Genomic DNA, 26,813 nt, shown 5'->3' with positions numbered 1-26,813 from the left:
GCCGGCTCCACTGGCTCATGTCGACGACTCTAACGCCAGATCCGGCCGGGGGCTCAGTTCCAGGGCGTCGCCGGCCACCGGTTCGGCGTTGAGCAGGTCGGTCAGCCAGCCGTGCCCGGGCAGCCGCCCGTACGGCTGGATGTCGATCCACGGCCGGAGCACGAACGCCCGCAGGTGGGCCCGGGGGTGCGGGAGGGTCAGCTCCGGGTCGTCGCTGAGCACCGGCTCGCCGGCGTCGTCCCAGACGGCGACGACGTCGACGTCGAGGGTGCGCGGGCCGAAGCGGCGCGCCGGGTCGCGCTCGCGGCCGGCGCGCCGCTCGGCGGCCCGGGCCCGCGCCAGCCAGTCCGGCGGGGCCGCCGCCGGGTCCGCGACCAGCGCCACCGCGTTGAGGTACGCGGGCTGGTCCGCGTCGCCCCACGGCGGGGTCTCGTAGACGCCCGAGACCAGCAGCACCGCCTCGCCGAGGGAGTCCACCGCCGAGCGCAGGTGGGCCAGCCGGTCGCCGAGGTTGCTGCCGAGGGAGAGCAGGGCGCGGGTCACCCGGCACCCCCGGCGGGCGCGGCAGGCGGCGGGCCGGTCCGCGCCCTGGACATGGTGACGGCGACGTCGGTGAAGGCGTGCGGCACGGGCGCCTCCGGCTTGTGCACGGTCACCGTCGCGCGGGTCACGCGGGAGTCGGCCAGGCAGATCGTGAGCAGCCGGTCGGCGAGCGTCTCGATCAGGTTCACCGGCTCGCCGGTCAGCACCGCGACCAGCCGGTCGGCCAGCTCCCCGTAGTGCACCGTGTCGGTCACCTCGTCGGAGCGGGCGGCGGGCGCGAGGTCGAGTTCGAGGACGGCGTCGACGACGAACTCCTGCCCCCGTTCCCGCTCGAAGTCGTAGACGCCGTGCCGGCCGTGCGCCCGCAGGCCCGTCAGCGTGATCCGGTCGGTCACCGTTCCCCCTCCGTCGGTCTTCCGACTCCTGCCGCCGCCGGCCCGCCCCGGCCGGCCGGCCGACCACCCTCGCGGGCGGGCCCGAGGCGCGGGCTGCCGCTGGCCCGCCAGACCGCCAGGGCGTCGACGGTGCCGAGCACGTCGTGCACGCGTACCCCCCAGGCCCCGGCCGCGACCGCGAGCAGGCTGGTCGCGGCGGTGGCGGTCTCCCGGCCGGCGGTCGGCCGGGGGGTGCCGTCGGCGGCGGCGAGCAGCCGACCCAGGTAGGACTTGCGGCTGGCCCCGAAGAGCAGCGGGAGGCCGAGCTCCAGCAGCTCGGGCAGGCGGGCGGTGAGCTGCCAGTTGTGCTCGGCGGTCTTGGCGAAGCCGAGGCCGGGGTCGATGACGATGCGGTCGGCGGCCACCCCGGCGGCCAGCGCCGCGTCGACCCGCCCGGCCAGCTCGGCCCGCACGTCGGTCACCACGTCGGTGTAGTGGGCCAGCCCGCTCATCCCGCGCGAGTGCCCGCGCCAGTGCATGAGCACCCAGGGGCAGCCGGCGTCGCGGACCACCCGGGCCATCTCCGGGTCGGCCAGGCCGCCGGAGACGTCGTTGACCACCGCCGCCCCGGCCGCGAGGGCGGCCTCGGCCACCCGGGCCCGGCTGGTGTCGATGCTGACCGCGACGCCGGCGGCGGCGAGCTCCCGGACCACCGGCAGCACCCGGGCGGCCTCGGTGGCGGCGTCCACCCGGTGCGCCCCCGGGCGGGTCGACTCGCCGCCGACGTCCACCAGGTGCGCGCCCTCCTCCCGGAGCCGCACCCCGTGTGCGACGGCGGCGTCGAGATCGGCGTATCGACCGCCGTCGGAGAAGGAGTCGGGCGTGACGTTGAGGACCCCCATCACCACCGGGGTCCGCGTCCGTACCAGATCGGTCACGACTGCACCGTACCGGTCGCGGCGGGGTGCCCGGGCGGCCCGGTGCGCCCCGCCGGCGGCACCCCTGACATGGCAATTAGAACGAGTGTACGATCGGTCGTCCGGGTCGTTCCGGGCCGACTCTTCGCGGCTTGTCGCAAAGGGGGGCGGCCCGTACCCTTTGGAATTGCCCAGCAGCGAGACGGCGAAGCCTGGAGGGAGGGCCGAAGCGGGAAAAATCCCCCCAAAGCTCACTACTCCGCGTGGTGGGTGACGAACGCAGGGTCGCCGACACTGCGCAGAGTGAGCACCATCCCGCCAAGCTTGACCACCGCACCGCCGCGGCTCCGCCGGCCGCAACAGGGAGGTTCCAGTGATCGCCATCGAGCTCATGGAGGCGACGTCGTCCGGCGTCACCCACGCGCTCCACACCCTGGCGTCGACTCCACTCGCCGAGCCGGCACCCAAGGGCATCGACACCAACGGCGTCGTCACGTTCTTCGCCAGCAAGATCGCGCCGATCCTGCTGGCCGTGCTCGGCGTCATCTTCATCGGCCGGGCCAGCCGCGGCGAGATCTCCAAGGTCCTGACCAGCTCCGCCATCGCGATCGTCGGGCTGGCCTTCATCGCCGGAGCGGCCACACTCTTCTTCGTCGGTGATTACCTGATCGACCTGATCTTCGAATAGGCGCGGGCAGATGCGGCTGCGCACCGACGACGACATCTACCGGGCCCGCCTGGTCTACCTCGGGCCACCCGGCTACACCCTGCCCGTCCACCTGCCGTACGCCCAGTACGGCGTGTTCATGCTGCTCGTACCCCTCTACATGTTCATCCACTGGCTGTTCACGTTGCAGGTCGAGCTCTTTCCCGCCTGGGAGATCGCGCTCGCCATCGTGAGCACCTCGTTCATCTTCCGGTACGTCGACCCCGACCGGCCCGCGCGCATGGTGATCCGCACCGCGCTGACCGACTGGCGGCGCACCCGGGAGTCGGCCGCCGAGCAGCGCGACCCGCGCCTGGTGGCGAGCCGGATCAGGATCCGGGAGGAACTGGCATGACCGGGCGTACGCCGATCGGGCCGAAGCAGCACGCGGATGAGGCGGTGGCATGAGTCGCTCTTCCACGCCGGGTTCCCCGGCAGGACGTCACGCGGCCACGCACGGTAACCGTGCGCGCTCGTTCGACTACCCTCCGGACGAGGACCTGGACGAGGTCGCCCTCGACCCCGCGCTGGCCACCACCCCCGGTCACGGGCGGGTCGGCGTCTTCCAGGCGCCCCGGCCCACGCCCGGACGACCCGCGCCGACCGGCCCCGAGCCGAGCCCGCCGATGGTCGTCGACAGCGCCGACATCGACTCACCGTTCCTCGACCTCTTCGGCGGCGCCCACCCGGCGTCCCGGCCCGCGCTGCCCGCGCCGCCCCGGCCCACGCCCCGCGAGCACCCCCCGATCCCGCACCAGCCGCCGGCCGTGGCGGCCCCGCCCGCGCGGCCCGAGATCGCGCCGGCCCCCGCCGAACGGGCCACCGTCGCGCCCCCGCCGCACAGCCGGCCCCGGGTCCCCCAGCAGCACGTGGACCGGCTCCCGGCGGCACGCCCCACGCCCACGCCCGACCCGCCGCCCCCGGTCGTGGCCGAGCCCCCCGCCGATCCCGACGACGAGACGTACGGCTGGCAGGACGCCGAGCCGCCCGTGCGCCGGGAGCCCGGGCGGTCGCCGCAGCGGGCGGCCGAGCCGGCGGCACGGCGGGAGGCCGCGCACGCCCCGCAGCGCGGCGGCACGCCGTCCCCGCAGCCCGGCGTCGCCCCGTCCCCGCAGCGCGGCCCCGAGGCCCCGCCCCGGGGCTGGGAGCCGGATCGACCGGCGCTCCCGGAGCCGGCGCAGTCCCCGGCCGGCCGCGAGGTGACGCCGCCCCGCCAGCGGACGGCCGAGCGGCGCGAGCGGGCCGCCAAGCCCGCGAAGCCCGCCCGGCCCGCGAAGCCGGCCAAGCCCGCCCGCCCCGCCAAGCCACCGAAGATCAAGTTCGGGGACCGCGACCCGTCGGTCGAGCTGGCCATCACCGAGATCGCCGGCCACCTGACCTTCACCCCCAACACCGTCACGGCGTGGTACTGGCTGCCCGAGGTGCGCTGGGCGTTCCGGCCCGACGCCGAACGGGAGGCCCTGCTCGCCGCCATCTCGGAGCAGTACGCCGGCCTCGCCGGCTTCCGGCTGCACCTGCGCCGCACCACCCGCCCGTTCCCGGCCGACGAGTGGGCGCGCACCATCGACGCGCACACCACGTCCCCGCTGCCCGACGTGCCGGGCACCGCCGGCTGGGGCGACCACCTCGTCGCCGCCCAGCAGCACCTGCTGTCCGTCAACCACGCCGAGGGGCAGACGTACCTCGGGGTGACCTTCGCCCGGCGCTCCCTCGGCGACTCGCTCACCGAACGGCTCCTGCGCACCTTCGGCCGCGGCGTCGCCGAGGGCGAACGCCGCAAGCTCGGCCGCACCGTCGAGCAGTTCGACGAGGTGCTGGGCGCGTTCGGCATGCGCGGCCGGCGGGTCACGACCCAGGAGCTGGAGTGGCTCCTCTACCGCTCGGTCGCGCTCTGCATGGCCCCGCCCGGTGCCCTCTCCCCCGTCACCAACGGCCGGTGGGAACGCGGCGACCTGCTCGCCCTCACCGAGCAGGTGGAGCGGTACCGCACCCCGTACGGGTCGACGGTCAAGCTGGTCAACCGGATGACCGGCGAGGAGCGGCACGTGGCCGTGCTCGCCGTCGGCCGGATGGAGCCGCTGGAGATCCCCGAGCGGCACGAGCCCTGGCTGCACTTCCACGAGCGGCTGCCCTGGCCGATGGAGATCTCCACGCGGGTCGACATCCTCGGCTCCGGCGACAGCTTCCGCAACCTCGAACACCGGCTGCGGATGATCCGCTCCCAGCAGCTCGACTACGCCGAGCACGGCATCGACGCCCCGCCCGAGCTGGAGCGGCTGGCCAAGCGGGCGCTGGTGATCGGCGACGAGATGACCACCGGCCTGCCGGTCGACTCCGCCCGGGCCCACGGCTGGCACCGCATCGCCGTCGGCGGCCGCACCCGGGAGGAGTGCCTGGAGCGGGCCCGCCGGCTCATCCAGCTCTACTCCCGGGAACTGCGCGTGTCCTTGCAGCACCCGAAGAACCAGGACTGGCTGGCCCGCGAGTTCATCCCCGGCGAGCCGATCGCCAACACCGGCTACGTCCGGCGGATGCCGGTCAACCTGCTCGCCGCCGCGCTGCCGCAGGCCGCGTCCACCGTCGGCGACCGGCGGGGCGACCTGATCGGGCGTACCGCCGGCACCTGCCGCCGGCCGGTCTTCCTCGACCTGCACTTCCCGATGGAGGTGCGGGAGCGCTCCGGCCTCGCGGTCTTCGTCGCCGAGCCCGGCGGCGGCAAGTCCACCCTGCTCGGCGCGCTGGGCTACCTGGCCGCCCGGCGCGGCGTGCAGGTGACCCTGCTCGACCCGTCCGGCCCGCTGGCCCGGCTGTGCAGCATGCCCGAGCTGCGGCCGTACTCGCGGGTGCTCAACCTGACCGGCTCCGAGCAGGGGACGCTGGCGCCGTACGCGCTCATCCCGACGCCGCTACGCAGCGAGTTCAGCACCGGCGCGGCCGGCGACCGGGAGTTCGAGATCGCCGTCTCCAACGCCCGTGCCGAGCGGCGCATGCTGGTGCAGGACATCTGCATGATGCTGGTGCCGCCGCAGGTGGCCCGGGAGGCGTCCACCGCGACCCTGTTCCGGCACGCGGTCCGGCAGGTGCCGGCCGAGGAGACGTCCACCCTGGACGACGTGGTCGCCTGCCTCGGTCAGCTCGACGACGACGCCGGCCGGGAGCTGGCGAACCTGCTGCTGGACACCGCCGAGATGCCGCTGGCCATGCTCTTCTTCGGCCGCCCGCCGGAGGGGCTGCTCGGCGCCGACGCGGCGCTGACCGTGATCACCATGGCCGGGCTGCGCCTGCCCGACCTCAAGATCGAACGCGAGTACTGGTCGGCCGAGGAGGCGCTCGCGCTGCCCATGCTGCACACCGCCCACCGGCTCGCGGTGCGCCGCTGCTACGGCGGCTCGATGTCCTCCAGGAAGCTGGTCGGGCTGGACGAGGCGCACTTCATGGAGGGCTGGCGCTCCGGCCGGTCGTTCCTCGTGCGCCTCGCCCGCGACTCCCGCAAGTGGAACCTCGCCGCGCTGGTCGCCTCGCAGAACCCGAAGGACATCCTCGGGCTCGACGTGCAGAACCTCGTCTCCACCGTGTTCGTCGGCCGCATCGCCGAGGACACCGAGATCGCCTCCGAGGCACTGCGGCTGCTCCGCGTCCCCGTCAACGACGGGTACGAGGCGACACTGGCCTCGCTGTCCACAGCGGACGCCACCTCCGCCACCCGGCTCGGCTTCCGCGAGTTCGTCATGCGCGACGTCGACGGGCGGGTGCAGAAGGTCCGGGTGGACGTGTCGTACGTCGACGGGCTGCTGGACCACCTGGACACCACCCCCGCCGCGGTCGCCGCGGCAGCGGGCCAACTGCCGACCATCGCTGACCTGGAGGCGTGACATGGCGAGGGTCCGGGCCCGAATAGCGGCGTTCCTGCTCGCGCTCGGCGTACTCGCCGGCGCCACGGTCTCCTGGCCGGCCGTGGGCGGCGACGCCGCGTACGCCGCCCTGCCGACCGCGCAGGCGAAGGCGGACCTGTGCAGCACCCAGGAATGGCAGGCCGACTTCCGCGCCTGCGTCGACAAGCTGGGCGCGGTCAGCAAGGACCAGGTCGAATGCCGCAACGCCCCGGTCCCCTCCGCACCCGACTCCGGCCTCGCCGGCTGGTTCGCCTCCCGCCCCGACTCCGCCAAGCTGCCCGGGCCCAAGGGTCTCTACAGCGACTACGGATACGCCGGATACAGCTTTCCGACCTACGACCTGCCCGGCGGTTGCGCCTCCGCGGTGATCCATCCGGACTACAAGTTCTCCACCACGGTGGCGAACGGCGAATTCATGATCGCCACCGCGATCATCGGCGGCTCGAACGCGCTGCGGGAGCGGGCCTGGGACCCCCGGTCGATGTGGGCCTGGGCCGACCCCCTGGTGGAGCAGGCCACCAAGGCCGTCTACCAGAAGGTGTTCAGCGTCTTCGGCATCATCACGCTCTGCGTGGTGGGGCTCTACCTGCTCTGGCGTTCCCGCCAGTCCGACATGAGCAACGCCATGACCACCGCCGGCTGGGCCCTGCTGGTGATGGTGGCGGTGACCGCGCTCGCCGCGTGGCCCGTGAAGTCCGCGAACATCGCCGACGGCACGCTCGTCACCACCCTCGGCGTGGTCCACGACGCCGTCGGGCCGGCGACCCGGGACACCCCACCTGAAAAGTGCGCCCTGCCCAACCCGGATGCCTGCATTGACAAGCGGCCTCCCGCCGTGCGGGCCAGTGACACCGCGACCGAGTCCATGCTCTACCGCAACTGGCTGCGCGGGGTGCTCGGGTCGGCCGACAGCGAGACCGCCAAGAAGTACGGGCCGGCGCTCTACGACGCCAAGTCGCTGTCCTGGGAGGAGACGGAGAAGATCCGGGCCAATCCGGCGACCCGGGACACGACCATCTCCGCCAAGCAGCAGCAGTGGGCCCGGGTCGCGGAGCAGATCAAGAACGAGGACCGGGAGGCGTACGAGTACCTCCAGGGCCTTCGGGACATGGACCGGGTCGGCTCGGGCTTCATCGCCGTGCTCGCCGCGCTGCTCTTCGCGATGTTCGACCTCACCGCGTCGCTGCTGGTGCTGCTGGGCTTCCTCATCTTCCGGTGGGCGGTGATCGCGGCGCCGATCCTGGGCACGATAGGGCTGATGCGCCCGGCGAGCGCCGGGCTGCGCCGGCTGGCCAACGCCGTCGTCGCCGCCGTGTTCAACATCGCCATCTTCGGCACCGGGGCCGCCATCTACCTCTTCGCCGTGGATCTGATCATGAGCACGGCGACCCTGCCGGGCTGGCTCCAGGTGGTGCTCGTCTGGCTCTGCGGGGTGGTCGGCTGGCTGCTGCTACGGCCGTACCGGCGCATCACCCAGCTCGGCGGCAAGGACAGCAGCGAGGCCGTCAGCTCGGCCGGGTCGTGGCACCGGCGGTTCTTCCGGGACATGCGCACCGCTGCCAGGCTCGACGTCGCCGAGCCCGGTGGCACGAACGAGCCGGCCCTGGCCCGCAAGCGCGGCGCGACGGCCGAGCGGACGACTCTCCGGCCTGAGGCCCGGCACGAGGACCCGAGCCACTCCACCGTCGGCACCGCGAACCCCGCCGAGCGGCAGCGGCCCGACGGACGGGAACGTCCCGACGAGGTCACCGTGCCGGAGCAGCGCAGCCCCGCACGGCCTCCCGCGCCCCGGCCACGACGCCGCCAGCCCTCGACCTGGACCGAGCCGGACGTGCCGGCGGAGAACCCGTCCTTCGTCATCTACCGACCGGGGACCACCGAGCCGGCCACGCCCCGACCTTCCGCACCGCGGATCCGCACCGAAGCGCGGTGAGGGCCATGCGACGCGCGGTGGAGTTCCTCTTCACTCGGGTGCTGCGGTCCCGCCTGGGCATCGCGCTGGCCATCGGGGTTCTCGTCTTCGGTGTGATCGGCGCCGCCCGGCTGGCGTCCGGTCCGGGGGACCCGGCGGCGGGGCTGAGCAACCGACCCAGCCAGCCGATCACCACCGTCGACCCGACCTCTGGTGACGACGGCGTACTCGGCGGCACCGCGCCCCCGACGCCGGTGACCCGCCCCGGCGCACCGACCCCCGAGCAGGTCGCGGACCGATTCGTCGCCGCGTGGCTCGGTGGCCGCGGCAGCAACGCGGACGATTGGCACGAGGCGCTGCGTCCGCTCTCCACCCCGGAGCTCACCGAGCAGCTCTCGGGTGCCGACCCGGCGGGTGTCCCGGCGGAGCGGACGACCGGCGAAGCGAGCCTCCGCCCACGGACGGAACGCTTCGTCGAGGTGGTGGTGCCGCTCGACACCGGGCGGCTGCGCCTGGAACTGGTGGCCCCCGACGGGCAGTGGTTGGTCGACGCCGTGGACTGGGAGCGGACATGAGCGAGCACATGGGAGATGGCAGCAGCCCGCAGCGCAGGCTGCGGATCGGCGCGCTGGCCGTCGCACTGACCGCCACGCTCACGCTGCTCTGTTGCACCGGGGGGACGGCGGCGTTCTTCCTCACCGAACTGAGCGGCGGCAGTGACGACCTCTCCCCGGAGGCCCAGTCCGCCTGCGGCTCGTCCCACCAGGTCAAGATCTCCGGCAAGATGCCCCGCTTCGCGCAGTACGGCGAGAGCCAGATCCGCAACGCCGCGGTCATCATCAAGGTCGGCTCGGACATGAAGGTCCCGCCTCGCGGCTGGGTGATCGCCGTCGCGACCGCCATGCAGGAATCCGGCCTACGGAACCTTCCCCACCTGGGCAGCCGCAACGACCACGACTCGGTGGGCCTGTTCCAGCAGCGCCCCAGCCAGGGCTGGGGGTCCCCCGAGCAGTTGCAGGACCCGTCCTACTCGTCCCGCAAGTTCTACGAGAAGCTGGTGAAGGTCCCCGGCTGGGAGCAACTCTCGCTGACCAGGGCCGCCCAGCGGGTGCAGGTGAGCGCCTTCCCTGACGCCTACGCGAAGCACGAGGACCTCGCCAGCAGGATCGTCGACGCGCTCGCCGGCGGTGCGGCACGCACGGTGCAGGTGGCTCAGCGCAGCATCTGCAACGCCGCCACCCGGGGCCAGATCGCCGCCTCGGGCTGGACGGCGCCGATCCCGGGGGGTGTCGGCTCCGGATTCCGGACGGCCAGTCGCCCCCGGCACAACGGGGTGGACATCGCCGCGCCGAAGCGCACCCTGATCCGCGTGGCGGCGACCGGCCGGGTACTGGTCGCCAGGTGCGACCCGGCCAACAACGGCCAGCTGAGCTGTGATGTCGACGGCTATCCGGGCAAGGGTGGGTGTGGCTGGTTCGTCGACGTGCTGCACTCCGGCGGCTACGTGACCCGGTACTGCCACATGATCGTCAAGCCCCGGGTGGTCCCCGGCCAGATGGTCAAGGCCGGAGAGGTGATCGGTGAGGTCGGGAGCAGCGGAAACTCGTCCGGCCCGCACCTGCACTTCGAGGTCCACCTGGACGGCGACCGGTCCAGTCGTGGTGCGGTCAACCCGGTGCCGTTCATGCGGGACCGGGGTGCGCCCCTGAACGGCAAGGCGTAGGGCTCCGGTACGCATGACCGGGCCACTTCCCGACCCCTTCGCCGACCAGCCTGACTGGGCGCCCCAGCCGCCCAGGCCGATCGAGATCGTGCCCGCGACCGGACGGGTCGAACTACGGGGACGGCGGGTGCTGGTCGGGCTGCCCGGTCTCGGCTGGCGCGGCGACCTGCGCGCCGACGAGCGCGTGGTGCAGAACAGCCGCACCTACGTGCCGGTCATTCCCGAGCAGGAGTGGTACCGCGCGGAGTCCGAGCAGGTCGAGGTCTTCGCCCCGCTGGTGCCGGTCGAGCGGGTGTGGGTGGAAACCCTGGGGAACCGGCCGAGCGTCCCGACGGTCGGGGTCTCCAGCGTCAACCTGGTCTCCCTGGACGCACCGGCCCACCGGGCGCCGACTCCGGTCTTCGAGGCCGGTGCCGTCACGGGACGCCGGGTCGTGCACGTGGCTGACGCCGGTGAGCAGCGGGACCTCCGCGCAGTGACCGAGACCTACTCGGGGGCCGAGGGGGACATCTGCGTCCGGATCACGCCCGAGCTGGAGTGGTACCGCTGGGCCTGGCGAGGTCAGCCGCCCACCACTCTGGAGGTCCCGGTCCATCTCCTCTGGATCGAGTAGTGAGGGAGTTCATGCCGCAGCTGTCCCGCCACACACCCTCCACTCATCACCGGTCTCTCTGACCTCGAACTGCCACGGCTGGCGGTCGCTCTGCGAGACCCCGTCGACGTAGGCAGAAATGATCAGATCAACCTGAATGGTCGTTCTTTCCCCTTGCTTAAGAAGGTCCAGCCTGCCCCAACTTACAGAGATCGTGGTGGAGAACCGATCTTCACGGACGATCAGATCGTCGCGAAGCCTGCGCAGTTCCTCTAGTTCAGGCGGCCTTGCTGAGCAGGTGAACTGGTCGGCCTTGATGTCGTTGCGGTCGACGAGGAACGCACGCAGGTAGTTGTCGACGACCACGTCCGGGGCGCTGCGATCCGGTCTGGTGGCGCGGTCGTACAGCACGAAGGCGGTGATGCCGCCGCCGACGAGCAGCAACCCGAGCACCCCGGCGACCACCGTGATGATGGTCCGCACCCGTCCTGGCCGGCGGGCCGGCGTCGGCATCCCCGACGGGGGCACCAACTGCTCCGGCGGGGTCCGCTGCGCCGGTACGCGGGAGACCTGGGAACCGGCGGGGGGCTGCACTGATTCCACCCCTTGAGGCTATCGGCTGGACGCCTCGTACCCAATGCCCAGGATGCAGCGGATCGTGACAGGACGACCCCCAGCGGTGAGAATCCGACCGGTCACGGACATCTCCGGCGCACCCGCCGTGGCGCATCCCTGAGGACGGGCGGGACCTGGGATACCGTCACTGCTCGGGGAGGGGTTCCCAACCTCGGGACGAGGGGGTGGACGCGGTGTTCGGTCCGAGGACACGCACCAACCGCGCCGCTGCCCTGCACCGCAGGGCGGAGGCGACGGCCGCTGCGGCGGCCGCCGTCCTCGACGAGATCCGGCCCGCACCGGCGGACCAGCGCCGGCAGTACGAGTTGGCGGACCGGCTGCGGTCCACGGCGGCTGTGCTCGCGCCGGGCTGGGCGGGGGCGTCACTGGAGACACTCACCGTGGCGGTCCCGTCGGGCGAGGGCCCGCCGCCGTTCGTCCGGGTGGGCATGGCAGCTCCGCTGGACGACGCGCGCTTCCCGGCCCTCGTGCCGCTGCTCGGCACCGGGCACCTGACGATCGACAGCGACGCCCGGGATCCCCGGGTGGCGGGGCTGCTCCGGGCCGTGCTGCTGCGCCTGCTGGCGGCGACGCCGGCCGGTTGCCTGCTGGTCCGCGCCATCGACGGGACCGGCACCGGAAAAGTCAGCACCACCACCGCCGGAGCGCGAACGGATCCGGCGACCGGCGCAGGGCCGGGTGCCGCCGCCGACGCACGCACGGGCGTGACCACCGGCGCACGCGCGACCACGACCACCGACACCGGCAGCACCGACACCGGCAGCACCGGCACCGGGCTGGCCGCGCCGCCGGACGGCACGTTCGCCCCGTTCGCCGTGCTCGCGGACGCCGGCCTGCTGCCCCCGCCGGCCACGGACGTCGTCGGGCTGCGGGCCGTGCTCACCGAGGCGGAGCAGTGGGTGTCGCCGAGCAGTGGCCGACCGCGCCGCCACGACCGTACGCTGCTGGTGGTCGTGGCCGCCTGGCCGGAGGCGACGGATCCGGCCGATCTGGATCGGATCGAGGCGCTGGCGGCGCGGGGTCGGGCTGCCGGCCTGCACCTGGTCGTGGCCGGCTGGCCACCGGCCGGCCCGTACGCGACCCGTGCGCCCCTGCCGCAGACCACCCCGCTGGCCATGCGCAACGCGTACGCGCTGCTGGGTGACCCGCCGGGCAGTTCCCTGGCGGGGCCGGGGGCGGAGCCACCGGGTGGGCTGAACTCCCCCGTCTTCGTCGACGACGATCCGCCGGCTGCCCTGGTCGACGCCGTGTGCCGACGGCTTGCCGCAGAGATCGAGGCCGGTTCCCGGCTCAGCCTGGCCGACCTGCTGCCCGACCCGGCCGCCCCACTGTGGACGGCGGGCTCCGTGGAGGGCGTCTCCACCACGGTCGGGGACGCGGGTGGCCGCCCGGTCACCGTGGGGTTCACCGAGCTGACCCCGCACTGGCTGGTCAGCGGACGGTCCGGGGCGGATCGCGCCGCCTTCCTCAGCAACGTGCTGCTCGGCCTCTCCGCCCGGTACGGCCCGGACGAGCTGGCTCTGCACCTGGCCGACCTGGGCGACGGCGAGTCGTTCGCGGAGTTCCTGCAGACCGAGCGGGACCGGTCCTGGGTGCCCCAGGTGCGTTCGGCGGGGCTGGCCGCCGACCGGGAGTACGTGCTGGGCCTCCTCGACGAGCTGACGGCGGAAACCCGCCGCCGGGAGGAGGCCGGCCAGCGCGCCGGTGGGCAGCGGTTCGCCGGCCTGCGTGAGCACCAGGCCCTGCCCCGGGTGGTCTGTGTGATCGACAACTTCCCGCTCCTGCTGGCCGAGCAGGATCGGCTGGCCACTGACGCGGTCGCCCGCCTGGACGCCCTGGCCCGGTCCGGTCGGGCGTACGGGGTGCATCTGGTCCTGGCCGGGGAGGGTGATCTGGGGATCGCCGGTGGGCCGACGACCCGCGACTCGTTGCCCGGGCAGTTCCCGGTGCGGGTGGCGTTGGCCGGTGGGGGCCCGGTGCTGGAGCCGAGCAACGACGCCGCAGCGGGGCTGCCGGTGGGCAGCGCGGTGGTGAACACGGCGGGCGGCCTCGGCGGTCCCCGGGGGGCCACCCGGGGGCACGAGCGGATGGTCCGCTTCCCCGACCCGCACGAGGCCCCGGAGACGATCGGGGAGCTGCGGCGCAGGCTCTGGGCGGCCCGTCCGGAGCGGTCGGCTCCGCCGGTCGTCTTCGCCGGTTGGGCGCGCCCGTCGTTGCGTAACGATCAGCACTACCGGGCGGCCTTCGCCGGGCGGGCGCGGGGGCCGGTGGCCCTGCTGGGCCGGGCGGTGGATCCGTCCCGGTCGACGGTCACGGTGCCGCTCGGCGCGGGTGCCGGCCGTAACCTGGCCGTCCTCGGCCCGGGGGCGGAGGCGGTCGCCCTGTTGGCCACTGCGGCACGGAGCGTCGCGGCGCACCACGCGCCGGGCACGGGACGGTTCGTGGTGGCGTCACTCGCCGCCGAGGCGACGCCGGTGGCCGACGCCCTGGCGGCGGACCTCGCCGGCCAGCACCGGGTGGAACGTGTCGACCTGCCGGGCCTGCTCGCCGCCGTCGACGCCGAGGAGCCCGGCTACCTGGTGGTCTTCGGGTTGGACGGGACCGCCCCGCACGACCGGCGGGCAACCGGGGCCGCCTTACGCGAGCGACAGGCAGCCGGGGCCGCCCCGGACGAGCGACAGGCAGCCGGGCCCGCGCCGCACGAGCGACCGGCGGGCCGGCTCGCCGGCCACGAGCGTCCAGCGAGCGGCCCCGTGCCGCCCGATCTGCTGGCGGACCGGCTGCGGACCCTGCTGCGGGACGGCCCGCCGGCCGGCCGGCACCTGCTCGGCTGGTGGCGCACGGTGCCGCCGTTCACGGCGGTGGCGCGGGCCGAGGACGACCTCGACAAGCTGGCCGCCGTGGTCGCGGTGGACGTGCCGGGGGCCCAGCTCACGGCGCTGTTCGGGCATCCGGTGCAGTGGCGTCCCCGGCCGGGCCGGGCGATGCTCTGGGACGGCCCGGACGAGCGGGGTGTCCTGCTGGTGCCGTTCGCCGGCCCGGGCGACGACGCGCCACGGCCCACCGGCACCGTGACGGAAGCCGGCACCATGACGGAAGCCGGCAGCGCCCCGCAAGCCCACGCCACGACGCGAAGCGACACCACCACGGGGGCCGGGGCGGGCCCGGGAACCGACGGGGGAACTGCGGCCGAGGCCGCGACGCGGGCCGCCGGTGCCGAGGCAGGGACCGACGAGGGGGAGGGCGGATGAGCCGGGAGCCGACCACCGTCGTCGCCGCACCGCCGGCTGCGGGACCGGTCCGCCAGCGGGCCGGCGTCGACCCGGTGCCCGCCGTCGACAGCGCCGCGGCCTGGACGGAGTACGTCGCCGCCGCCCGCCAGCTCGACGGGGTGCGCCGGGGCGCGGCGACCGCCGCGACGGAGCAGGCCCGGGCGGTGCAGGCCGCCCGCGAGGAGCTGACCGGGGTACGCGAGCGGCTGGCGCCGCAGCGGTCCCGGCTGCGCGAGTTGGGCGTACCCCCGATCGTGCTGGCGCCGTCGCCGCCGGAGCTGAGCGAGGCGGCCCGGGAGATGGTCGCCGGGCCGACGGCGGTGTCGACGGCCCTGCGCGCGGCGCGGGGCTGGGCGGACGGGGCCGACGGTCTGTTGGCGGGGCGCGGCCGGTCCGGTCCGGGGGCCTGGCCGCCGCGGCTGCGCAACCTGCTGGTCTACGGGCCGCTCGCGCTGGTGGTTCCGCTGCTCCAGGTGGTGCTGTACGTGGCGACGGGTGCCGGCCCGGCGAGCGCGGTGGCCCTGGTGTGCGGGCTTCCGATGCCTGCGGCCGCCTTCGTCGCCGGCTGGATCGGCGTCGGCCGCCTCTTCGGCGGGCCGGCGGGGCCGGCGACGGATCGGAACGGGAAGCGGCCCGCCGCTGGGGCGGCGACGCACGGCACGGCACCGACCGGCCCGGTCGTGGCGGCCGGCGCCCCCGCCGCGCCTGCGGCCCCGGTCGGGCGGGCCGGCGCGGCGGGGGTGCCGGCCGACGGCCCGGTGGACCGGACGCCCCGGTGGGGGGCCCTGGTATGTCTCGTCCCGGCTGTGCTGACCACCGCCGGGCTCGTGCTGGCGATGCTGGCCGGTTGAGCCGCCCGGCCGTGACGGGCCGCGCGGCGGGACCGGGCGCGGGTAGCAGGAACGGCGACGCCGGGGCGACCGCGTGGTCGCCCCGGCGTCGTTGCGGGATTGGCGCCGCCGGTCAGCGGGGGATGATCAGGGACATCGCCTCGGCGCGGGACTTGGCGTCGTGCTGGAGCACGCCGCGGACCGCGGAGGTGATGGTCTTCGCCCCGGCCTTCTGGATGCCGCGCATGGCCATGCACATGTGCTCGCATTCGAGCACCACCACGACGCCGCGCGGGGCGAGGCTGCTCATCAGCAGGTCGGCGATCTGGGAGGTGAGCCGCTCCTGCACCTGGGGGCGGCGGGCGTAGACCTCGACGAGCCGGGCGAGCTTGGACAGGCCGGTGATCCGGCCGTCCGGCCCGGGGATGTAGCCGATGTGCGCGCTGCCCCGGAACGGGAGCAGGTGGTGCTCGCAGAGGCTCATCACGTCGATGTCCCGGACGAGCACCAGCTCCTCGTGGTTGGCCTCGAAGGTGGTGCTGAGCACCTGCGCCGGGTCGACCCGCAGGCCGGCGAAGAGCTCGGCGTACGCGCGGGCGACCCGGGCCGGGGTCTTCACGAGACCGTCGCGGTCGGGATCCTCGCCGACGGCGATGAGGATCTCGCGGACGGCCTTTTCGATGCGGGCCAGGTCGACGGACTCCTCGACCGGGCGACCGGTCAACTTGCCGTTGACCAGCCGCGCGGCGAGGTAGTCCAGACCGTCGGTGTCGGGCTCGGTCGACGAGGCACTCGGGATCGGTGCCTCGTGACCGGCCGCCGGGTCGGTGTTCAGTGCGTACCGTCCGAGTTGTTGGAGCCCGGCAGGCCGCCGCCGACGGAGGCTCCGTCGGCCTGGGCCTGCGCCTTGAGCGCCTCCTTCTCGGTCGGCGTGAGGACCGGGGGCTCGGTGGAGGGCTGGCGCTTGCCGAAGCCGTTGTAGGGGGCCATCGGCGGACGCTTCACCACGCGGGCGCAGATCCGGGCCATGTCGGCGGTGGAGAGGGTCTCCTTCTCGATCAGCTCCAGGACGATGTTGTCCAGGACGTCCCGGTATTCCACCAGGATCTCCCAGGCCTCGTCGTGGGCCAGCTCGATCAGCGCCCGCATCTCGTTGTCGATCTCGGCGGCCACCGCGTCGGAGTAGTCCCGCTCGTGGCCCATGTTGCGGCCGAGGAACGGCTCGTCGCCGCTGGTGCCGTACTTGATCGCACCGAGCTTGGAGCTCATGCCGTACTGGGTGATCATCGCGCGGGCCAGCCCGGTGGCCTTCTCGATGTCGTTGCCGGCGCCGGTGGTCGGCTCGTGGAAGACCAGCTCCTCGGCGGCCCGGCCGCCCAGCGCGTACGCCAGGGTGTCGACCATCTCGGCGCGGGTCTGGGTGTACTTGTCTTCGGTCGGCAGGACCAGCGTGTGACCCAGCGAGCGGCCGCGCGACAGGATCGTCACCTTGTGCACCGGGGCGGCGTGGGGCAGCGCCCAGGCGACCAGCGCGTGCCCACCCTCGTGGTACGCGGTGATCTTCTTCTCCTGGTCGCTCATCACCCGGGTGCGGCGCTGCGGGCCGGCGATGACCCGGTCGATCGACTCCTCCAGGGAGTCGTTGGTGATCGCCCGCTGGTCCTTGCGGGCGGTCAGCAGCGCGGCCTCGTTGATCACGTTGGCCAGGTCGGCGCCGCTGAAGCCCGGGGTGCGCCGGGCCACCGAGTCGAGGTCGACGTCGGGGGTGAACGGCTTGCCCTTGGCGTGCACCCGCAGGATGGCCTTGCGGCCCTCCATGTCGGGGGCGTCCACCGGGATCTGCCGGTCGAAGCGACCGGGGCGCAGCAGCGCCGGGTCGAGGATGTCCGGCCGGTTGGTGGCGGCGATCAGGATGACCCCGCCCTTGGTGTCGAAGCCGTCCATCTCGACGAGGAGCTGGTTGAGGGTCTGCTCGCGCTCGTCGTGCCCGCCACCCATGCCGGCGCCGCGGTGGCGGCCGACGGCGTCGATCTCGTCGACGAAGACGATCGCCGGGGCGTTGGACTTGGCCTGCTCGAACAGGTCGCGGACGCGGCTCGCGCCGACACCCACGAACATCTCGACGAAGTCGGAGCCGGAGATCGAGTAGAACGGCACCCCCGCCTCGCCGGCGACGGCGCGGGCGAGCAGCGTCTTACCGGTGCCGGGCGGGCCGAAGAGCAGCACGCCCTTCGGGATCTTGGCGCCCAGGGCCTGGTATTTCGCCGGGTTCTGCAGGAAGTCCTTGATCTCGTGCAGCTCCTCGACGGCCTCCTCGGCGCCCGCGACGTCCGCGAAGGTCGTCTTCGGGGTGTCCTTGGTGATCATCTTCGCCTTGGACTTGCCGAAGTTGAGCACCCGGGAGCCGCCGCCCTGCATCTGCGACATGAAGAACAGCAGCAGGAGCACGAGCAGCGCGATGGGGAGCAGGTTGACCAGCAGGCTCACCCAGACGCTGTCGGACGACACCTTGGTGTCGGCCGGGCCGGTGATCCGGTTCGCCGCCTTGGCCGCGAGGACCTCGTTCCAGACCTCGTCGCCGACCTCGTAGGGGAACTGGGCCTCGATCCGGTCGGTGGTGGTGTCACCGAACTTGGTCCTGCTCTCCAGGTCCAGCTGGAGCGTCTGCTCCTTGTCCTGGAAGACCGCCTTTTTGATCTTGGCGGTGTGCAGTTGGTCGAGCGCAACGGAAGTGTCCACGCGGTGGTAGCTGGGACCAGCGGTGAACAGCTGACTGAGCACAACGGCGCCGAGGATGACCAGGATGATCCAGACCACCGGTCGGCGGAAGAAACGCGTACGTTCCATGCTGTTGTCGAGCGCCGAGACGCCCGCATCCTCCTGATCGACGTCCTGACCGTCTGAATGGCTGTCGCCGCCGCGGCGGCGGCCGGAGCCGCCGTGCGGGCCGGCCTCGACCCCGGGACGCGTCACTGCCGCGTCACGGTCACTCGACGGTACACCGTGTGCGCGACATGTGGCCTTGCGAGGCCAGCAGTTACGCGTAAGGCGAACCGGGTTTCAGCCGGCGTGGCGTGGTTTCCCCGCCCGGCCACCCGACCGCCCGGTCACGCGGGTCGGGGGGTCGGACGTGGAGGGTGCGTCCACACCACCGGCCTCTACCGTAGTCCGATCAGCTGAGAGCGCGCTGAACGTCCGCTTGACGGGCCCGCGCCCGCCGCGTGGTCAGGCGCGGGCGTAGACCTCGGGCTTGAGCACCCCGACGTAGGGCAGCTCGCGGTAGCGCTCGCCGAAGTCGAGGCCGTAGCCGACGACGAACTCGGTGGGGATGTCGAACCCGACGTACTTCACCGGCACCGGGACCTTGATCGCCTCCGGCTTGCGGAACAGGGCGACGACCTCGACGCTGGCCGCCGACCGCGACTCCAGGTAGCGCAGCAGCCAGGACAGGGTGAGGCCGGAGTCGACGATGTCCTCCACGACCACCACGTGCCGGCCGGCGATGTCCCGGTCCAGGTCCTTGAGGATGCGCACCACGCCGGAGGAGGTGGTGCCCTGGCCGTACGAGGAGATCGCCATGAAGTCCAACTCGACCGGGGGGCCGTGCCGGCCGAGCGCCCGGGCGAAGTCGGCCATGAACATGACCGCGCCCTTGAGCACGCAGACCAGCAGCAGCCCGTCGACGTCGGCGTGGTCCGCCGACACCTGCTTGGCCAGCTCTGCGGTCTTCTCGCGGATCTGCGCCTCGGAAATGATCACGTGGTCGATGTCGGCGTCGTACCAGGAGCCGTCAGCCATGGCTCCTAGCCTGCCGTACGCCGGATGCTCCCCGTCGGCGGGGCCGCCTCTTTCGGGGGCGGCCCCGCCTGGCATTTCTCGCGCATACCAACAGCAATCAGGTCAGCAGGTGCGGGACCGCCACCGGCGGCCGCAGTCGGTGGGCTTCCAGTCCGCCGAGTCCCGGCTGTCGACGGTGAGGCCGGCCGCCGGGGCGACGGCGAGGAGGAGCAGGAAGAGCAGGAGCAACAGGGATTCCATGGCGGCGCTCGCTTTCGCAGGATCTGGGGTGCTTTCGCCGCCGGTGCGCACCGGACTTGACCCAGTCTGCGCCTCCACCGGACGGCGGGACAGTGGCAGGAATGCCACTGCACCTCGATTTCCTGCCACCGGTGCGGTTACCCTCGTCACATGCTCCGTTCCGTCGCCGTCGTCATGATCGACCGGGTGGCCCCGTTCGAGCTGGGCGTGTTCGCCGAGGTGTTCGGCACCGACCGCACCGACGACGGCTTCCCCGGCTACCGGTTCGACGTCTGCACCGCCGGCGGCGCTCCGGTGCGCACCTCCTCCGGCTTCCTCGTCACCCCGGACGCGGACCTGACGCCCGTCGAGGACGCCGACCTCGTGGCGGTCCCCGGGCACCACGACGGCGCGGTCGCGCCGCCCGAGGTGCTGGCGGCGCTGCGCCGGGCCCACGCGCGCGGCGCGTACGTGCTCAGCGTCTGTTCCGGCGCGTTCGTGCTCGGCGCGGCCGGGCTGCTCGACGACCGGGAGTGCACGACCCACTGGCGCCACGTCGACGAGTTGCAGCGCCGGCACCCCCGGGCGAGGGTCCGCTGCGACTCGCTCTACGTGGCCGACGGCCGCCTGCTCACGGGTGCCGGCACGGCGGCGGGGATCGACGCCTGCCTGCACCTGGTGCGCCACGAGCACGGCTCGGCCACCGCCACCCGGCTCGCCCGCCGGATGGTCGTCCCGCCGCACCGCGACGGCGGCCAGTCGCAGTACGTCGAGGCGCCCATCCCGAAGGCCCCCGAGGCGGCGACCCTGGAGCCGGTCCTGGCGTGGCTGATGGGTCACCTGGACCGGCCGGTCACCGTCGAGGAGCTCGCCGCGCACGCCGGCATGACGCCGCGCACCTTCGCCCGCCGGTTCCGCGCCGAGACCGGCACCACCCCGCACGACTGGCTGACCAACCAGCGGGTGCTGCTGGCCCGGCGGCTGCTGGAGGAGACCGGGCTGAGCGTGGAGAGCGTGGCCGGGCGCTCCGGGTTCGGCGACGCCGCGGCGCTGCGGCACCACTTCGCCCGGCGGGTCGGCACCACCCCGCACGCCTACCGCACCACCTTCCGCGACCGCGTCGCGCCCGCCCGGTCCGGGTGATCCACACGGGGTCGGCGACCTGGCGGGGTCACCGGGGACCGGAAGCCCCCAGGCCGCCGGCATCGTGTCGATCACCCGGGCCGGGGCGGCGGAGTGGGCGCAGCCGGCGCGACGTCGGTCAGCCGGGCGGCCCGGCCGCGGTCAACCGGCCCGCGCGGCGGCCCACCCGGAGGCCGCCGGGCAGATGGACCTCGCCCTGACCGTGCCAGTCGGTGACCAGGGCGTCGAGCGCCCCGACGTGCCGGTGCGACAGCGCGGCCGGCGACGCGCCCAGCTCCCGGGCCCAGGCGTGCAGCACCCGGGTCCGCACGGCCGGGGCGAGCCCGGCCAGTGCCGCCACGGCCAGCCCGCCGCCGGGGGCCCGCACGCCGGCCGGGCCGTCGGCGGCCGACGAGGCGGCGGGCAGGGCGGCGGCGGCCAGCTCGTCGAGGGCCGCCGCGTCGGCGGCCGCCAGGCGGGCGCTGCGGGCCAGGCTGTCCACCACCCCGGGGCCGAGCGCGCGGACCAGCGCGGGCAGCGCGTCGGCCCGGACCCGGGCCCGGGCGTACGACGGGTCGGCGTTGTGCGGGTCCTCCCACGGGCTGAGGCCGAGCGCGGCGCACGCCTTGCGGGTCTGCTCGCGGCTGGTGTCGAGCAGGGGCCGCAGCAGCGGCACGCCGGCCAGGTCCCGCCGGGGCGGCATCCCGGCCAGCCCGCGCGGGCCGGCGCCCCGGGCCAGCGCCAGCAGCACCGTCTCGGCCTGGTCGTCGCGGGTGTGCCCGGTGAGCAGGGCAGCCGCCCCGTGCCGCCGGGCCGCCTCGGCGAGCGCCTGGTAGCGCGCCTCGCGGGCCGCCGCCTCGGGGCCGCCGGGGCGGCCGGCGACGTCGACGCGTACCGCTTCGGCCGGCGCGAAGCCGGCCCCGGCGGCCCAGGCCGCGACGTCGGCGGCCCGCCGGTCGGAGCCGGCCTGGAGCGCGTGGTCGACGGTGACGAGGCCGACCGGGCGGCCCAGCCGGGGCGCGACGAACGCGGCGGCGGCGGCCAGGGCCAGCGAGTCGGCCCCGCCCGAGCAGGCGACGAGCACCGGCCCGGCCCCGGGCAGCCCGGTCAGCGCGCGGCGGACCGCGAGCCGGACGGCGGCGACCGCCGGGGCGAGCGCGGGCATCGGCGTACGGTCAGCCGGCGGCCGAGGCGGCGGCCGGTCCGTGCACCCGGGCGACCCACGCGTCGGGGTCGCCCAGCTCGTCGAGGCGGGGCAGGGTCAGCGGGGAGCCGAAGATCTTGTTGAAGCCGGCCATGCCGACGCGCTCGACGACCCCGTGGACGAACTTGCGGCCCTCGGCGTACTGGCGCATCTTGACCTCGACGCCGAGCAGCCGGCGGATCGCCTTCTCCAGCGGGTTGCCCGTCTCCCGCCGCCGGTTGAACGCGGCCCGGATCGACTCGACGCTGGGGATGACCTGCGGGCCGACGCCGTCCATGACGAACTCGGCGTGCCCCTCCAGCAGGGTCATCAGCGCGGTGAGCCGGTCGAGCACGGCCCGCTGGGCGGGGGTCTGCACGATGTCCAGCACGCTGGCCCGGCTCTGCGGATCCTTCACCGCGTCGGAGAGGGTGGCGACGCCCCGGCGCAGCCGCTCCAGCAGGTGCTCGCCGCCCTGCGAGGCGTCGACGAACGCCTGCACCTCGCCGAGGAAGTAGGCGCGCATCCAGGGCACGGCCGTGAACTGGGTGCGGTGGGTGACCTCGTGCAGGCAGACCCAGAGCCGGAAGTCGCGCGGGTCGGCCCCGAGCTTCCGCTCCACCTCGACGATGTTCGGCGCGACGAGCAGCAGCTGGCCGGGATCGCCGGAGAAGACCTCATATTGGCCGAGGACCCGGCCGGACAGGTAGGCCAGGACGGTGCCGGCCTGCACGCCGGTGAGCCGGGAGCCGACCGCCTCGGTGAGCGGGCCCGGCGGCTTGTCGCCGGAGAGCCGGCTGACCAGCGGGGTGATCACCTCCCGCAGGCCGGCGATGTTGGTGGCCGCCCAGTCCCGGCGGTCGACCACCCGCACGGGCGGGTGGACCACCTGGGACCGCAGCCCCGTGTAGTCGGCCACGTGCCCGGCCGCCTCGTCGGTCAGCCGCCGCAGCTCGGAGACCACCTCGGTGGCCTCGGCGTACGACACCCGGGGCCCCGACTTGCCCAGGGCCCCCGCCGTCGCGGCGGCCAGATCCCAGTCCACGAACTGCGCCATGTACCCACCGTACCCGCGCCGGGACACCCCCACCTTTCGGGAATCCAAGGACATATCACCGCGAAGCGGTCAATGGCAGCCGCAGCGGGCCAGGGCGGACGTGACGCGGTCGAGGGCGCGGCGGGTGTCGTCGAGGCTCCCGGCCGGGGCCTTGTCGGCGAGCACGGCGAAGGTGAGCAGCCGCCCGTCGGCCGTGGTGACCAACCCGGCGATGGCGTGCACCCCGGTCAGCGTGCCGGTCTTGGCGCGGACCACCCCGGCCCCGGCCGTCGTGCCGTCCGACCGGTACCGCCCGTCCAGGGTGCCCGACCAGCCGGCCACCGGCAGGCCGCCGAAGATGCTGCCGAGCTCCGGGTGTGAGCCGTCGCCGGCGATGGCGATCAGGTCGGTCAGCAGGGACGGGCTGATCCGGTCGCTGCGGGACAGCCCGCTGGCGTCGGAGAGGGTGATCTCGTCGGCGGGCAGGCCCAGCTCGCCGAGGACGATGTCCATCGCCGCCGCGCCGCCGGCGAAGGACGCCGGCTGGTCCCGGGCCAGCGCCACCTGCCGGGCGAGCGCCTCGGCGATCACGTTGTCGCTGTCGGTGATCATCATGTCGACCAGCCGGATCATCGGCGGGGACTCGACCTTGCCCAGCTCGGTGCCGGGGGCCGGGGCCGTGCCGGCCGAGGCGTCACCGGAGGTCGGCGCGGCGCCCCGCTTGACCTGGGCGGCGGCGCCGGTGAGCCCCAGCAGCCGGGCGAAGGCGCGGCCGGCGGCCAGGTCCGGCTGGGGGCTGCGCTGCGCCCAGCCGTGGCTGGCCTCGAAGTTCTTCTTCGCCGCCACCGGGTCCACCCGCGCGCCGTCGGTCATCAACGCGCTGATCGCCGCGCCGAAGCCGCCGGTCGGGATGTCGGAGTCCCAGCCGGGCCCGTAGACCGGGCCGGGGAAGAGCGAGGAGTCGACGGTGACCCGGGTCGGCGCGGTGCCGCCGAGCGCCGTCCTGACCTGCTCGGCCAGGTCGTCGAGGCGGGCCGCGCCGGGGTAGAAGCCCTCGCCGTCTACGGCGAGGGTCGGGTCGCCGCCGCCGACGAGCACCACCTCCCCCGGGGCCGCGCCGGCAACCGCCCGGGTCGGCACACGGTGGTCGGGGCCGCGGGCGGCCAGCACGGTCACCGCGGTCGCCAGCTTGGTCACCGAGGCGGGCACGGTGGCGTCGTCGCCGCCCCGCGAGTAGAGCGACCGGCCGGTCGTCACGTCGGCGACGGAGACGTTCACCCGGTCGCCCAGCTCCGGGGCGGCCAGCAGCGGCTCGATCGCGGCCTTCACCCCGTCGGCGGTGGGCTCCGGGGCGTGCGCGTCGGGGCCGGCGAGGACCGGGGTCGGGTCCGGCTCGACGACCTCGGCGTCGGCCCGGGAGGGCTCCCCGCCGTCGCCGAGCCAGCCGGCGACCGGGCCGGGCCGGACCACCGCCAAGCCCGCGCCGACCAGGGCGAACAGCAGCACCACGGCGAGCACGGCCAGCGGGAGGCGGCGTCGGCGGGCGGGCGGCGGGGCGTAAGCCGGCGGGGGGCCCGCCGGCGGGTCGGCGGGACCGCCGGGCGTGGGCGGGACCGACGCGGTGGCCGGGTCCGGCCCGCCGGGGGCCGCCGGCGCGGCGGAGACGGCGGGGGCGGCGGGGGGCGCGGCCAGCTCCGGGGCGCGGTCGCCGCCCGGGGGACGCCACACCTGCTCGCCGGACGTCACGACCGGGGCGGTGGCCTCCGGGTCGAAGTCGGTCACGGCCGGCTCCTGGGCCCGCGGGACGTGCGCCTCGGGGACCGGCACCCGTCCGGTCGCGCTCCCGGACCCCGGGCGCGGCTTCTTCCGCCCGTCAACCCCCTGCGGGCGGTAGTGTGAATCTTCCCTCCCCACGACCCCCTCCTCCCCGTGCGGAAAACAGCTTGGGTGACACTACTTCGGTCCGAACACTATGCGGCGGCCGGAGCGGGCGGGTGGGCATTCACCTGCGCGGGGAGCGCCGCCACTTGGTTCCGTCAGCCAGCGTGGGCAAACGAGGGAGCGTGGGAAATGGATTTCGACGTCACGGTTGAGATCCCCAAGGGTCACCGCAACAAGTACGAGGTGGACCACGCGACCGGCCGGATCAGGCTGGACCGCACCCTCTTCACGTCCACGCAGTATCCGGCGGACTACGGGTTCATCGAGGGCACCCTGGGCGAGGACGGCGACCCGCTGGACGCGCTGGTGCTGGTCCCCGAGCCGACGTTCCCGGGCTGCCTGATCCGCTGCCGCACCATCGGCATGTTCCGGATGACCGACGAGAAGGGCGGCGACGACAAGGTCCTCTGCGTGCCCTACGAGGACCCGCGCCAGGAGCACCTGCGCGACATCCACCACCTCGGCGAGTTCGACCGGCTGGAGATCCAGCACTTCTTCGAGGTGTACAAGGACCTGGAGCCCGGCAAGTCGGTCGAGGGCGCGACCTGGGTCGGTCGCGTCGAGGCGGAGGCCGAGATCCGCGCGTCGTACCGGCGGGCCAAGGAGGCCGAGGAGCGCGGCGAGACCATCCACTGACCCCACCCACGCCGACGGGCCCGGGAGCCGCTCAACCGAGCAGCCCCCGGGCCCGCTCGTACAGGTCGAGCACCGCGCAGGCCACCGGCACCACGGACACCACCAGCGCCGTGTCGACCAGGTCGGCCGCCCGGCCCAGGTACGGGGAGGCGGGCCGCCGCGCGTACGCGGTGCCGGCCGCCACGGCGAGCAGGGCGACGGCCAGCCCGCCGACGGCCAGCGCCAGCCGGCCCGCCGGCCCGGAGCCCCCGGCGAGCACCCCGCCGAGCAGGGCGGCCCCGGCCAGCCCGGCGACGACCGGCGGCACCCGGTGGCGGACCGCCACGAACAGCCGCGAGCGCAGCAGCAGCACGGCGCAGACCACGGCGACCAGCAGCCGCCCGGCCCCGCCGCCCGCCGTCACCAGCACCACCGCCGCCCCGGCCACCAGCACGGCGTGCCCCAGCAGCATCCCGGTGAGCATCTCCTCGGTGCGGGCCACCGCCGCGTGCACCCGGGCCCGGTCCGGCAGGTCCCGGGCGGCGTCCGCGCCGGGGCCGCCGTCGCCGGGCAGGGTGATCGGCGGCAGCGGCATCTTGCCCAGCCGGATGGCCAGCAGCGGCAGCGCGCCGAGCGCGAAGACCAGGGCGCAGAGCAGCACCGCCGCGGCGCCCCCGGCGGTCAACGCCAGCCCGCCGAGGGCGGCGGGCGCACCGACCGCGCCGACCGTCGCGCCGGCCACGAAGACCCGCACCCGGCTGGCCACCCCGAGCAGGCCGAGCACCGCCACCAGCAGCAACGCCACCGCGCCGGCCAGCAGCTCGGGGGCGCCCAGCCAGGGCAGCGGCGCGACCGGGCCGACCGGGTCGCCGGAGCTGACCGCGAGGGCGCCGGCGGCGAACGCGTACGGCAGGGCGTAGCCGCCGAGGGTCGCGCCGGTGGCCCCGTCGCCGTACGCGCGGGAGGCGACCGCCCCGGCGAGGGTGAGCAGCAGCGCCACCGCGACCGCGACGGGCCAGCCGGCCCCGGGCCCCGGGCCGGCGGCGAGGGCGGCGAGCAGCCCCACGCCGAGCGGCACGGCCGCCCCGGCCAGGGCGGCGCACCGGGTGGCGGCCGGCGACCAGGCGGCACCCCGGCGGCGGGCCCCGTCGACGATCGCCTCGACCACGTCGTCGTACTCCAGCTCGGGCCACTGCGCGCGGGCCGGCACCAGGTGCAGCACCTCGCCGTCGCGGACGCCCTGGGGCAGCAGCGCCTGGGCGGTGGCCAGGACCGCCCCGTCGGTGCGGCGCAGCACCCAGCCGCCGTGCCGTTCGCCGTCGTCGGCCAGCCCCTCGCCGGCGTGCCGGAGCACCTCGGGCAGCAGCTCGGCCAGGGGGACCTGCTCGGGCAGGGCGACGTCGACCCGGCGCTGGGGGGCGCTGATCGTGACCCGGGCCAACCCGACTGTCATCGGCGCATCTCCATATCGAGGGGGAACGGTGGCTGCGCGGACGACAGG

The 26,813-nt window shown here is 74.7% G+C and carries 22 protein-coding genes and 2 pseudogenes; 12 read left to right on the top strand and 12 right to left on the bottom strand.

The window, feature by feature from the left end; translation table 11 throughout:
* Window positions 1–15 precede the first annotated feature (15 nt).
* From folK to folP, 3 genes are read right to left on the bottom strand one after another with little or no spacing between them, the layout of a single operon-like run.
* Window positions 16–543 (bottom strand): 2-amino-4-hydroxy-6-hydroxymethyldihydropteridine diphosphokinase, encoded by a 528-nt coding sequence (gene folK / locus HDA31_RS00590; RefSeq protein WP_178066642.1) that lies wholly within the window; start codon window positions 541–543, stop codon window positions 16–18.
* Window positions 540–938, bottom strand: a complete 399-nt coding sequence (gene folB, locus HDA31_RS00585) for a dihydroneopterin aldolase (RefSeq protein ID WP_178066643.1) — start codon at window positions 936–938, stop codon at window positions 540–542. The genes folK and folB overlap by 4 nt, the downstream gene beginning before the upstream one ends.
* Window positions 935–1,855 carry a dihydropteroate synthase gene (folP, locus tag HDA31_RS00580; protein ID WP_178066644.1) on the bottom strand — a complete coding sequence of 307 codons (921 nt, stop codon included), beginning with the start codon at window positions 1,853–1,855 and terminating at the stop codon, window positions 935–937. The genes folB and folP overlap by 4 nt, the downstream gene beginning before the upstream one ends.
* Before the next feature lie 352 nt (window positions 1,856–2,207).
* On the opposite strand from folP, the gene HDA31_RS00575 reads away from it, so the two are divergent.
* Genes HDA31_RS00575 through HDA31_RS00545 form a run of 7 tightly spaced genes read left to right on the top strand, consistent with a single transcriptional unit; the run spans window position 2,208 to window position 10,681 of the window.
* A complete protein-coding gene (locus tag HDA31_RS00575) occupies window positions 2,208–2,522 on the top strand; it encodes a hypothetical protein (protein WP_077938023.1) in 315 nt (104 codons plus the stop codon).
* 10 nt (window positions 2,523–2,532) lie between these two features.
* A complete protein-coding gene (locus HDA31_RS00570) occupies window positions 2,533–2,895 on the top strand; it encodes a hypothetical protein (protein WP_043965000.1) in 363 nt (120 codons plus the stop codon).
* Between the two features lie 49 nt (window positions 2,896–2,944).
* Window positions 2,945–6,412: an ATP-binding protein gene (locus HDA31_RS00565; RefSeq protein WP_178066645.1), complete on the top strand. Its 3,468-nt coding sequence runs from the start codon at window positions 2,945–2,947 to the stop codon at window positions 6,410–6,412.
* 1 nt (window position 6,413) lies between these two features.
* Window positions 6,414–8,366: an MraY family glycosyltransferase gene (locus HDA31_RS00560; RefSeq protein ID WP_178066646.1), complete on the top strand. Its 1,953-nt coding sequence runs from the start codon at window positions 6,414–6,416 to the stop codon at window positions 8,364–8,366.
* The gene (locus HDA31_RS00555; protein ID WP_178066647.1) at window positions 8,363–8,920 is read left to right on the top strand and encodes a hypothetical protein; all 558 of its coding nucleotides are present in this window, start codon (window positions 8,363–8,365) and stop codon (window positions 8,918–8,920) included. The genes HDA31_RS00560 and HDA31_RS00555 overlap by 4 nt, the downstream gene beginning before the upstream one ends.
* Before the next feature lie 8 nt (window positions 8,921–8,928).
* A complete protein-coding gene (locus HDA31_RS00550; protein WP_178067889.1) occupies window positions 8,929–10,068 on the top strand; it encodes a M23 family metallopeptidase in 1,140 nt (379 codons plus the stop codon).
* Between the two features lie 13 nt (window positions 10,069–10,081).
* Window positions 10,082–10,681 (top strand): hypothetical protein, encoded by a 600-nt coding sequence (locus tag HDA31_RS00545; RefSeq protein ID WP_074472263.1) that lies wholly within the window; start codon window positions 10,082–10,084, stop codon window positions 10,679–10,681.
* 9 nt (window positions 10,682–10,690) lie between these two features.
* Here HDA31_RS00545 and HDA31_RS00540 read toward each other — a convergent pair whose 3' ends face one another.
* Window positions 10,691–11,254, bottom strand: a complete 564-nt coding sequence (locus HDA31_RS00540) for a hypothetical protein (RefSeq protein WP_178067891.1) — start codon at window positions 11,252–11,254, stop codon at window positions 10,691–10,693.
* A gap of 206 nt (window positions 11,255–11,460) precedes the next feature.
* Between HDA31_RS00540 and HDA31_RS00535 the strand changes: the two are divergent.
* The 3 genes and pseudogenes from HDA31_RS00535 to HDA31_RS00530 all read left to right on the top strand — a co-directional run.
* Window positions 11,461–13,899: pseudogene (locus tag HDA31_RS00535) on the top strand (FtsK/SpoIIIE domain-containing protein); the annotation flags it as partial.
* Between the two features lie 138 nt (window positions 13,900–14,037).
* Window positions 14,038–14,547: pseudogene (locus tag HDA31_RS33295) on the top strand (hypothetical protein); the annotation flags it as partial.
* A complete protein-coding gene (locus tag HDA31_RS00530) occupies window positions 14,544–15,419 on the top strand; it encodes a hypothetical protein (protein WP_178062720.1) in 876 nt (291 codons plus the stop codon). The pseudogene HDA31_RS33295 and the gene HDA31_RS00530, both read left to right, overlap by 4 nt.
* A 112-nt stretch (window positions 15,420–15,531) precedes the next feature.
* On the opposite strand, the gene folE is transcribed toward HDA31_RS00530, so the two are convergent.
* The 4 genes from folE to HDA31_RS00510 all read right to left on the bottom strand — a co-directional run bounded on the left by folE (window position 15,532) and on the right by HDA31_RS00510 (window position 19,436).
* Window positions 15,532–16,197, bottom strand: a complete 666-nt coding sequence (folE, locus tag HDA31_RS00525; RefSeq protein ID WP_074472260.1) for a GTP cyclohydrolase I FolE — start codon at window positions 16,195–16,197, stop codon at window positions 15,532–15,534.
* Between the two features lie 32 nt (window positions 16,198–16,229).
* Window positions 16,230–18,245, bottom strand: coding sequence for an ATP-dependent zinc metalloprotease FtsH (ftsH, locus tag HDA31_RS00520; RefSeq protein WP_178066648.1), 2,016 nt, complete (start codon window positions 18,243–18,245; stop codon window positions 16,230–16,232).
* A 378-nt stretch (window positions 18,246–18,623) separates the two neighbouring features.
* The gene (gene hpt, locus HDA31_RS00515; protein WP_074472259.1) at window positions 18,624–19,196 is read right to left on the bottom strand and encodes a hypoxanthine phosphoribosyltransferase; all 573 of its coding nucleotides are present in this window, start codon (window positions 19,194–19,196) and stop codon (window positions 18,624–18,626) included.
* A 102-nt stretch (window positions 19,197–19,298) separates the two neighbouring features.
* The gene (locus tag HDA31_RS00510; protein ID WP_176734735.1) at window positions 19,299–19,436 is read right to left on the bottom strand and encodes a hypothetical protein; all 138 of its coding nucleotides are present in this window, start codon (window positions 19,434–19,436) and stop codon (window positions 19,299–19,301) included.
* A 150-nt stretch (window positions 19,437–19,586) separates the two neighbouring features.
* On the opposite strand from HDA31_RS00510, the gene HDA31_RS00505 reads away from it, so the two are divergent.
* Window positions 19,587–20,558, top strand: coding sequence for a GlxA family transcriptional regulator (locus HDA31_RS00505; protein ID WP_178066649.1), 972 nt, complete (start codon window positions 19,587–19,589; stop codon window positions 20,556–20,558).
* 118 nt (window positions 20,559–20,676) lie between these two features.
* Here HDA31_RS00505 and tilS read toward each other — a convergent pair whose 3' ends face one another.
* The 3 genes from tilS to dacB all read right to left on the bottom strand — a co-directional run bounded on the left by tilS (window position 20,677) and on the right by dacB (window position 24,274).
* Window positions 20,677–21,702 (bottom strand): tRNA lysidine(34) synthetase TilS, encoded by a 1,026-nt coding sequence (tilS, locus tag HDA31_RS00500; protein WP_178066650.1) that lies wholly within the window; start codon window positions 21,700–21,702, stop codon window positions 20,677–20,679.
* Window positions 21,703–21,712: 10 nt separating this feature from the next.
* Entirely contained in the window at window positions 21,713–22,777 is a 1,065-nt protein-coding gene (locus tag HDA31_RS00495) for an Rv3626c family coenzyme F420 biosynthesis-associated protein (protein ID WP_178066651.1), read from the bottom strand.
* 69 nt (window positions 22,778–22,846) lie between these two features.
* On the bottom strand, window positions 22,847–24,274 hold the full coding sequence (dacB, locus tag HDA31_RS00490; RefSeq protein WP_376701430.1) for a D-alanyl-D-alanine carboxypeptidase/D-alanyl-D-alanine endopeptidase: 1,428 nt from the start codon (window positions 24,272–24,274) through the stop codon (window positions 22,847–22,849).
* Between the two features lie 552 nt (window positions 24,275–24,826).
* Between dacB and HDA31_RS00485 the strand changes: the two genes are divergently transcribed.
* Entirely contained in the window at window positions 24,827–25,333 is a 507-nt protein-coding gene (locus HDA31_RS00485; protein ID WP_007073387.1) for an inorganic diphosphatase, read from the top strand.
* Window positions 25,334–25,364: 31 nt separating this feature from the next.
* On the opposite strand, the gene eccD is transcribed toward HDA31_RS00485, so the two are convergent.
* A complete protein-coding gene (eccD, locus tag HDA31_RS00480) occupies window positions 25,365–26,765 on the bottom strand; it encodes a type VII secretion integral membrane protein EccD (RefSeq protein ID WP_178066653.1) in 1,401 nt (466 codons plus the stop codon).
* Window positions 26,766–26,813 lie beyond the last annotated feature (48 nt).

It is taken from the genome of Micromonospora carbonacea (genome assembly GCF_014205165.1).
In the GTDB taxonomy this organism is placed as follows: Bacteria; Actinomycetota; Actinomycetes; order Mycobacteriales; family Micromonosporaceae; genus Micromonospora; species Micromonospora carbonacea.
This window is presented reverse-complemented; position numbering and strand designations above follow the sequence as displayed.

What these genes read in the sequence shown, in the direction of transcription:
- HDA31_RS00570 (WP_043965000.1), top strand. Translation starts at nt 2,533, where the DNA reads ATGCGGCTGCGCACCGACGACGACATCTACCGGGCCCGCCTGGTCTAC.
- HDA31_RS00565 (WP_178066645.1), top strand. Translation starts at nt 2,945, where the DNA reads ATGAGTCGCTCTTCCACGCCGGGTTCCCCGGCAGGACGTCACGCGGCC.
- HDA31_RS00560 (WP_178066646.1), top strand. Translation starts at nt 6,414, where the DNA reads ATGGCGAGGGTCCGGGCCCGAATAGCGGCGTTCCTGCTCGCGCTCGGC.
- HDA31_RS00550 (WP_178067889.1), top strand. Translation starts at nt 8,929, where the DNA reads ATGGGAGATGGCAGCAGCCCGCAGCGCAGGCTGCGGATCGGCGCGCTG.
- HDA31_RS00545 (WP_074472263.1), top strand. Translation starts at nt 10,082, where the DNA reads ATGACCGGGCCACTTCCCGACCCCTTCGCCGACCAGCCTGACTGGGCG.
- HDA31_RS00530 (WP_178062720.1), top strand. Translation starts at nt 14,544, where the DNA reads ATGAGCCGGGAGCCGACCACCGTCGTCGCCGCACCGCCGGCTGCGGGA.
- ftsH (WP_178066648.1), bottom strand. Translation starts at nt 18,245, where the DNA reads ATGGAACGTACGCGTTTCTTCCGCCGACCGGTGGTCTGGATCATCCTG.
- hpt (WP_074472259.1), bottom strand. Translation starts at nt 19,196, where the DNA reads ATGGCTGACGGCTCCTGGTACGACGCCGACATCGACCACGTGATCATT.
- HDA31_RS00510 (WP_176734735.1), bottom strand. Translation starts at nt 19,436, where the DNA reads ATGGAATCCCTGTTGCTCCTGCTCTTCCTGCTCCTCCTCGCCGTCGCC.
- HDA31_RS00505 (WP_178066649.1), top strand. Translation starts at nt 19,587, where the DNA reads ATGCTCCGTTCCGTCGCCGTCGTCATGATCGACCGGGTGGCCCCGTTC.
- tilS (WP_178066650.1), bottom strand. Translation starts at nt 21,702, where the DNA reads ATGCCCGCGCTCGCCCCGGCGGTCGCCGCCGTCCGGCTCGCGGTCCGC.
- HDA31_RS00495 (WP_178066651.1), bottom strand. Translation starts at nt 22,777, where the DNA reads ATGGCGCAGTTCGTGGACTGGGATCTGGCCGCCGCGACGGCGGGGGCC.
- HDA31_RS00485 (WP_007073387.1), top strand. Translation starts at nt 24,827, where the DNA reads ATGGATTTCGACGTCACGGTTGAGATCCCCAAGGGTCACCGCAACAAG.
- eccD (WP_178066653.1), bottom strand. Translation starts at nt 26,765, where the DNA reads ATGACAGTCGGGTTGGCCCGGGTCACGATCAGCGCCCCCCAGCGCCGG.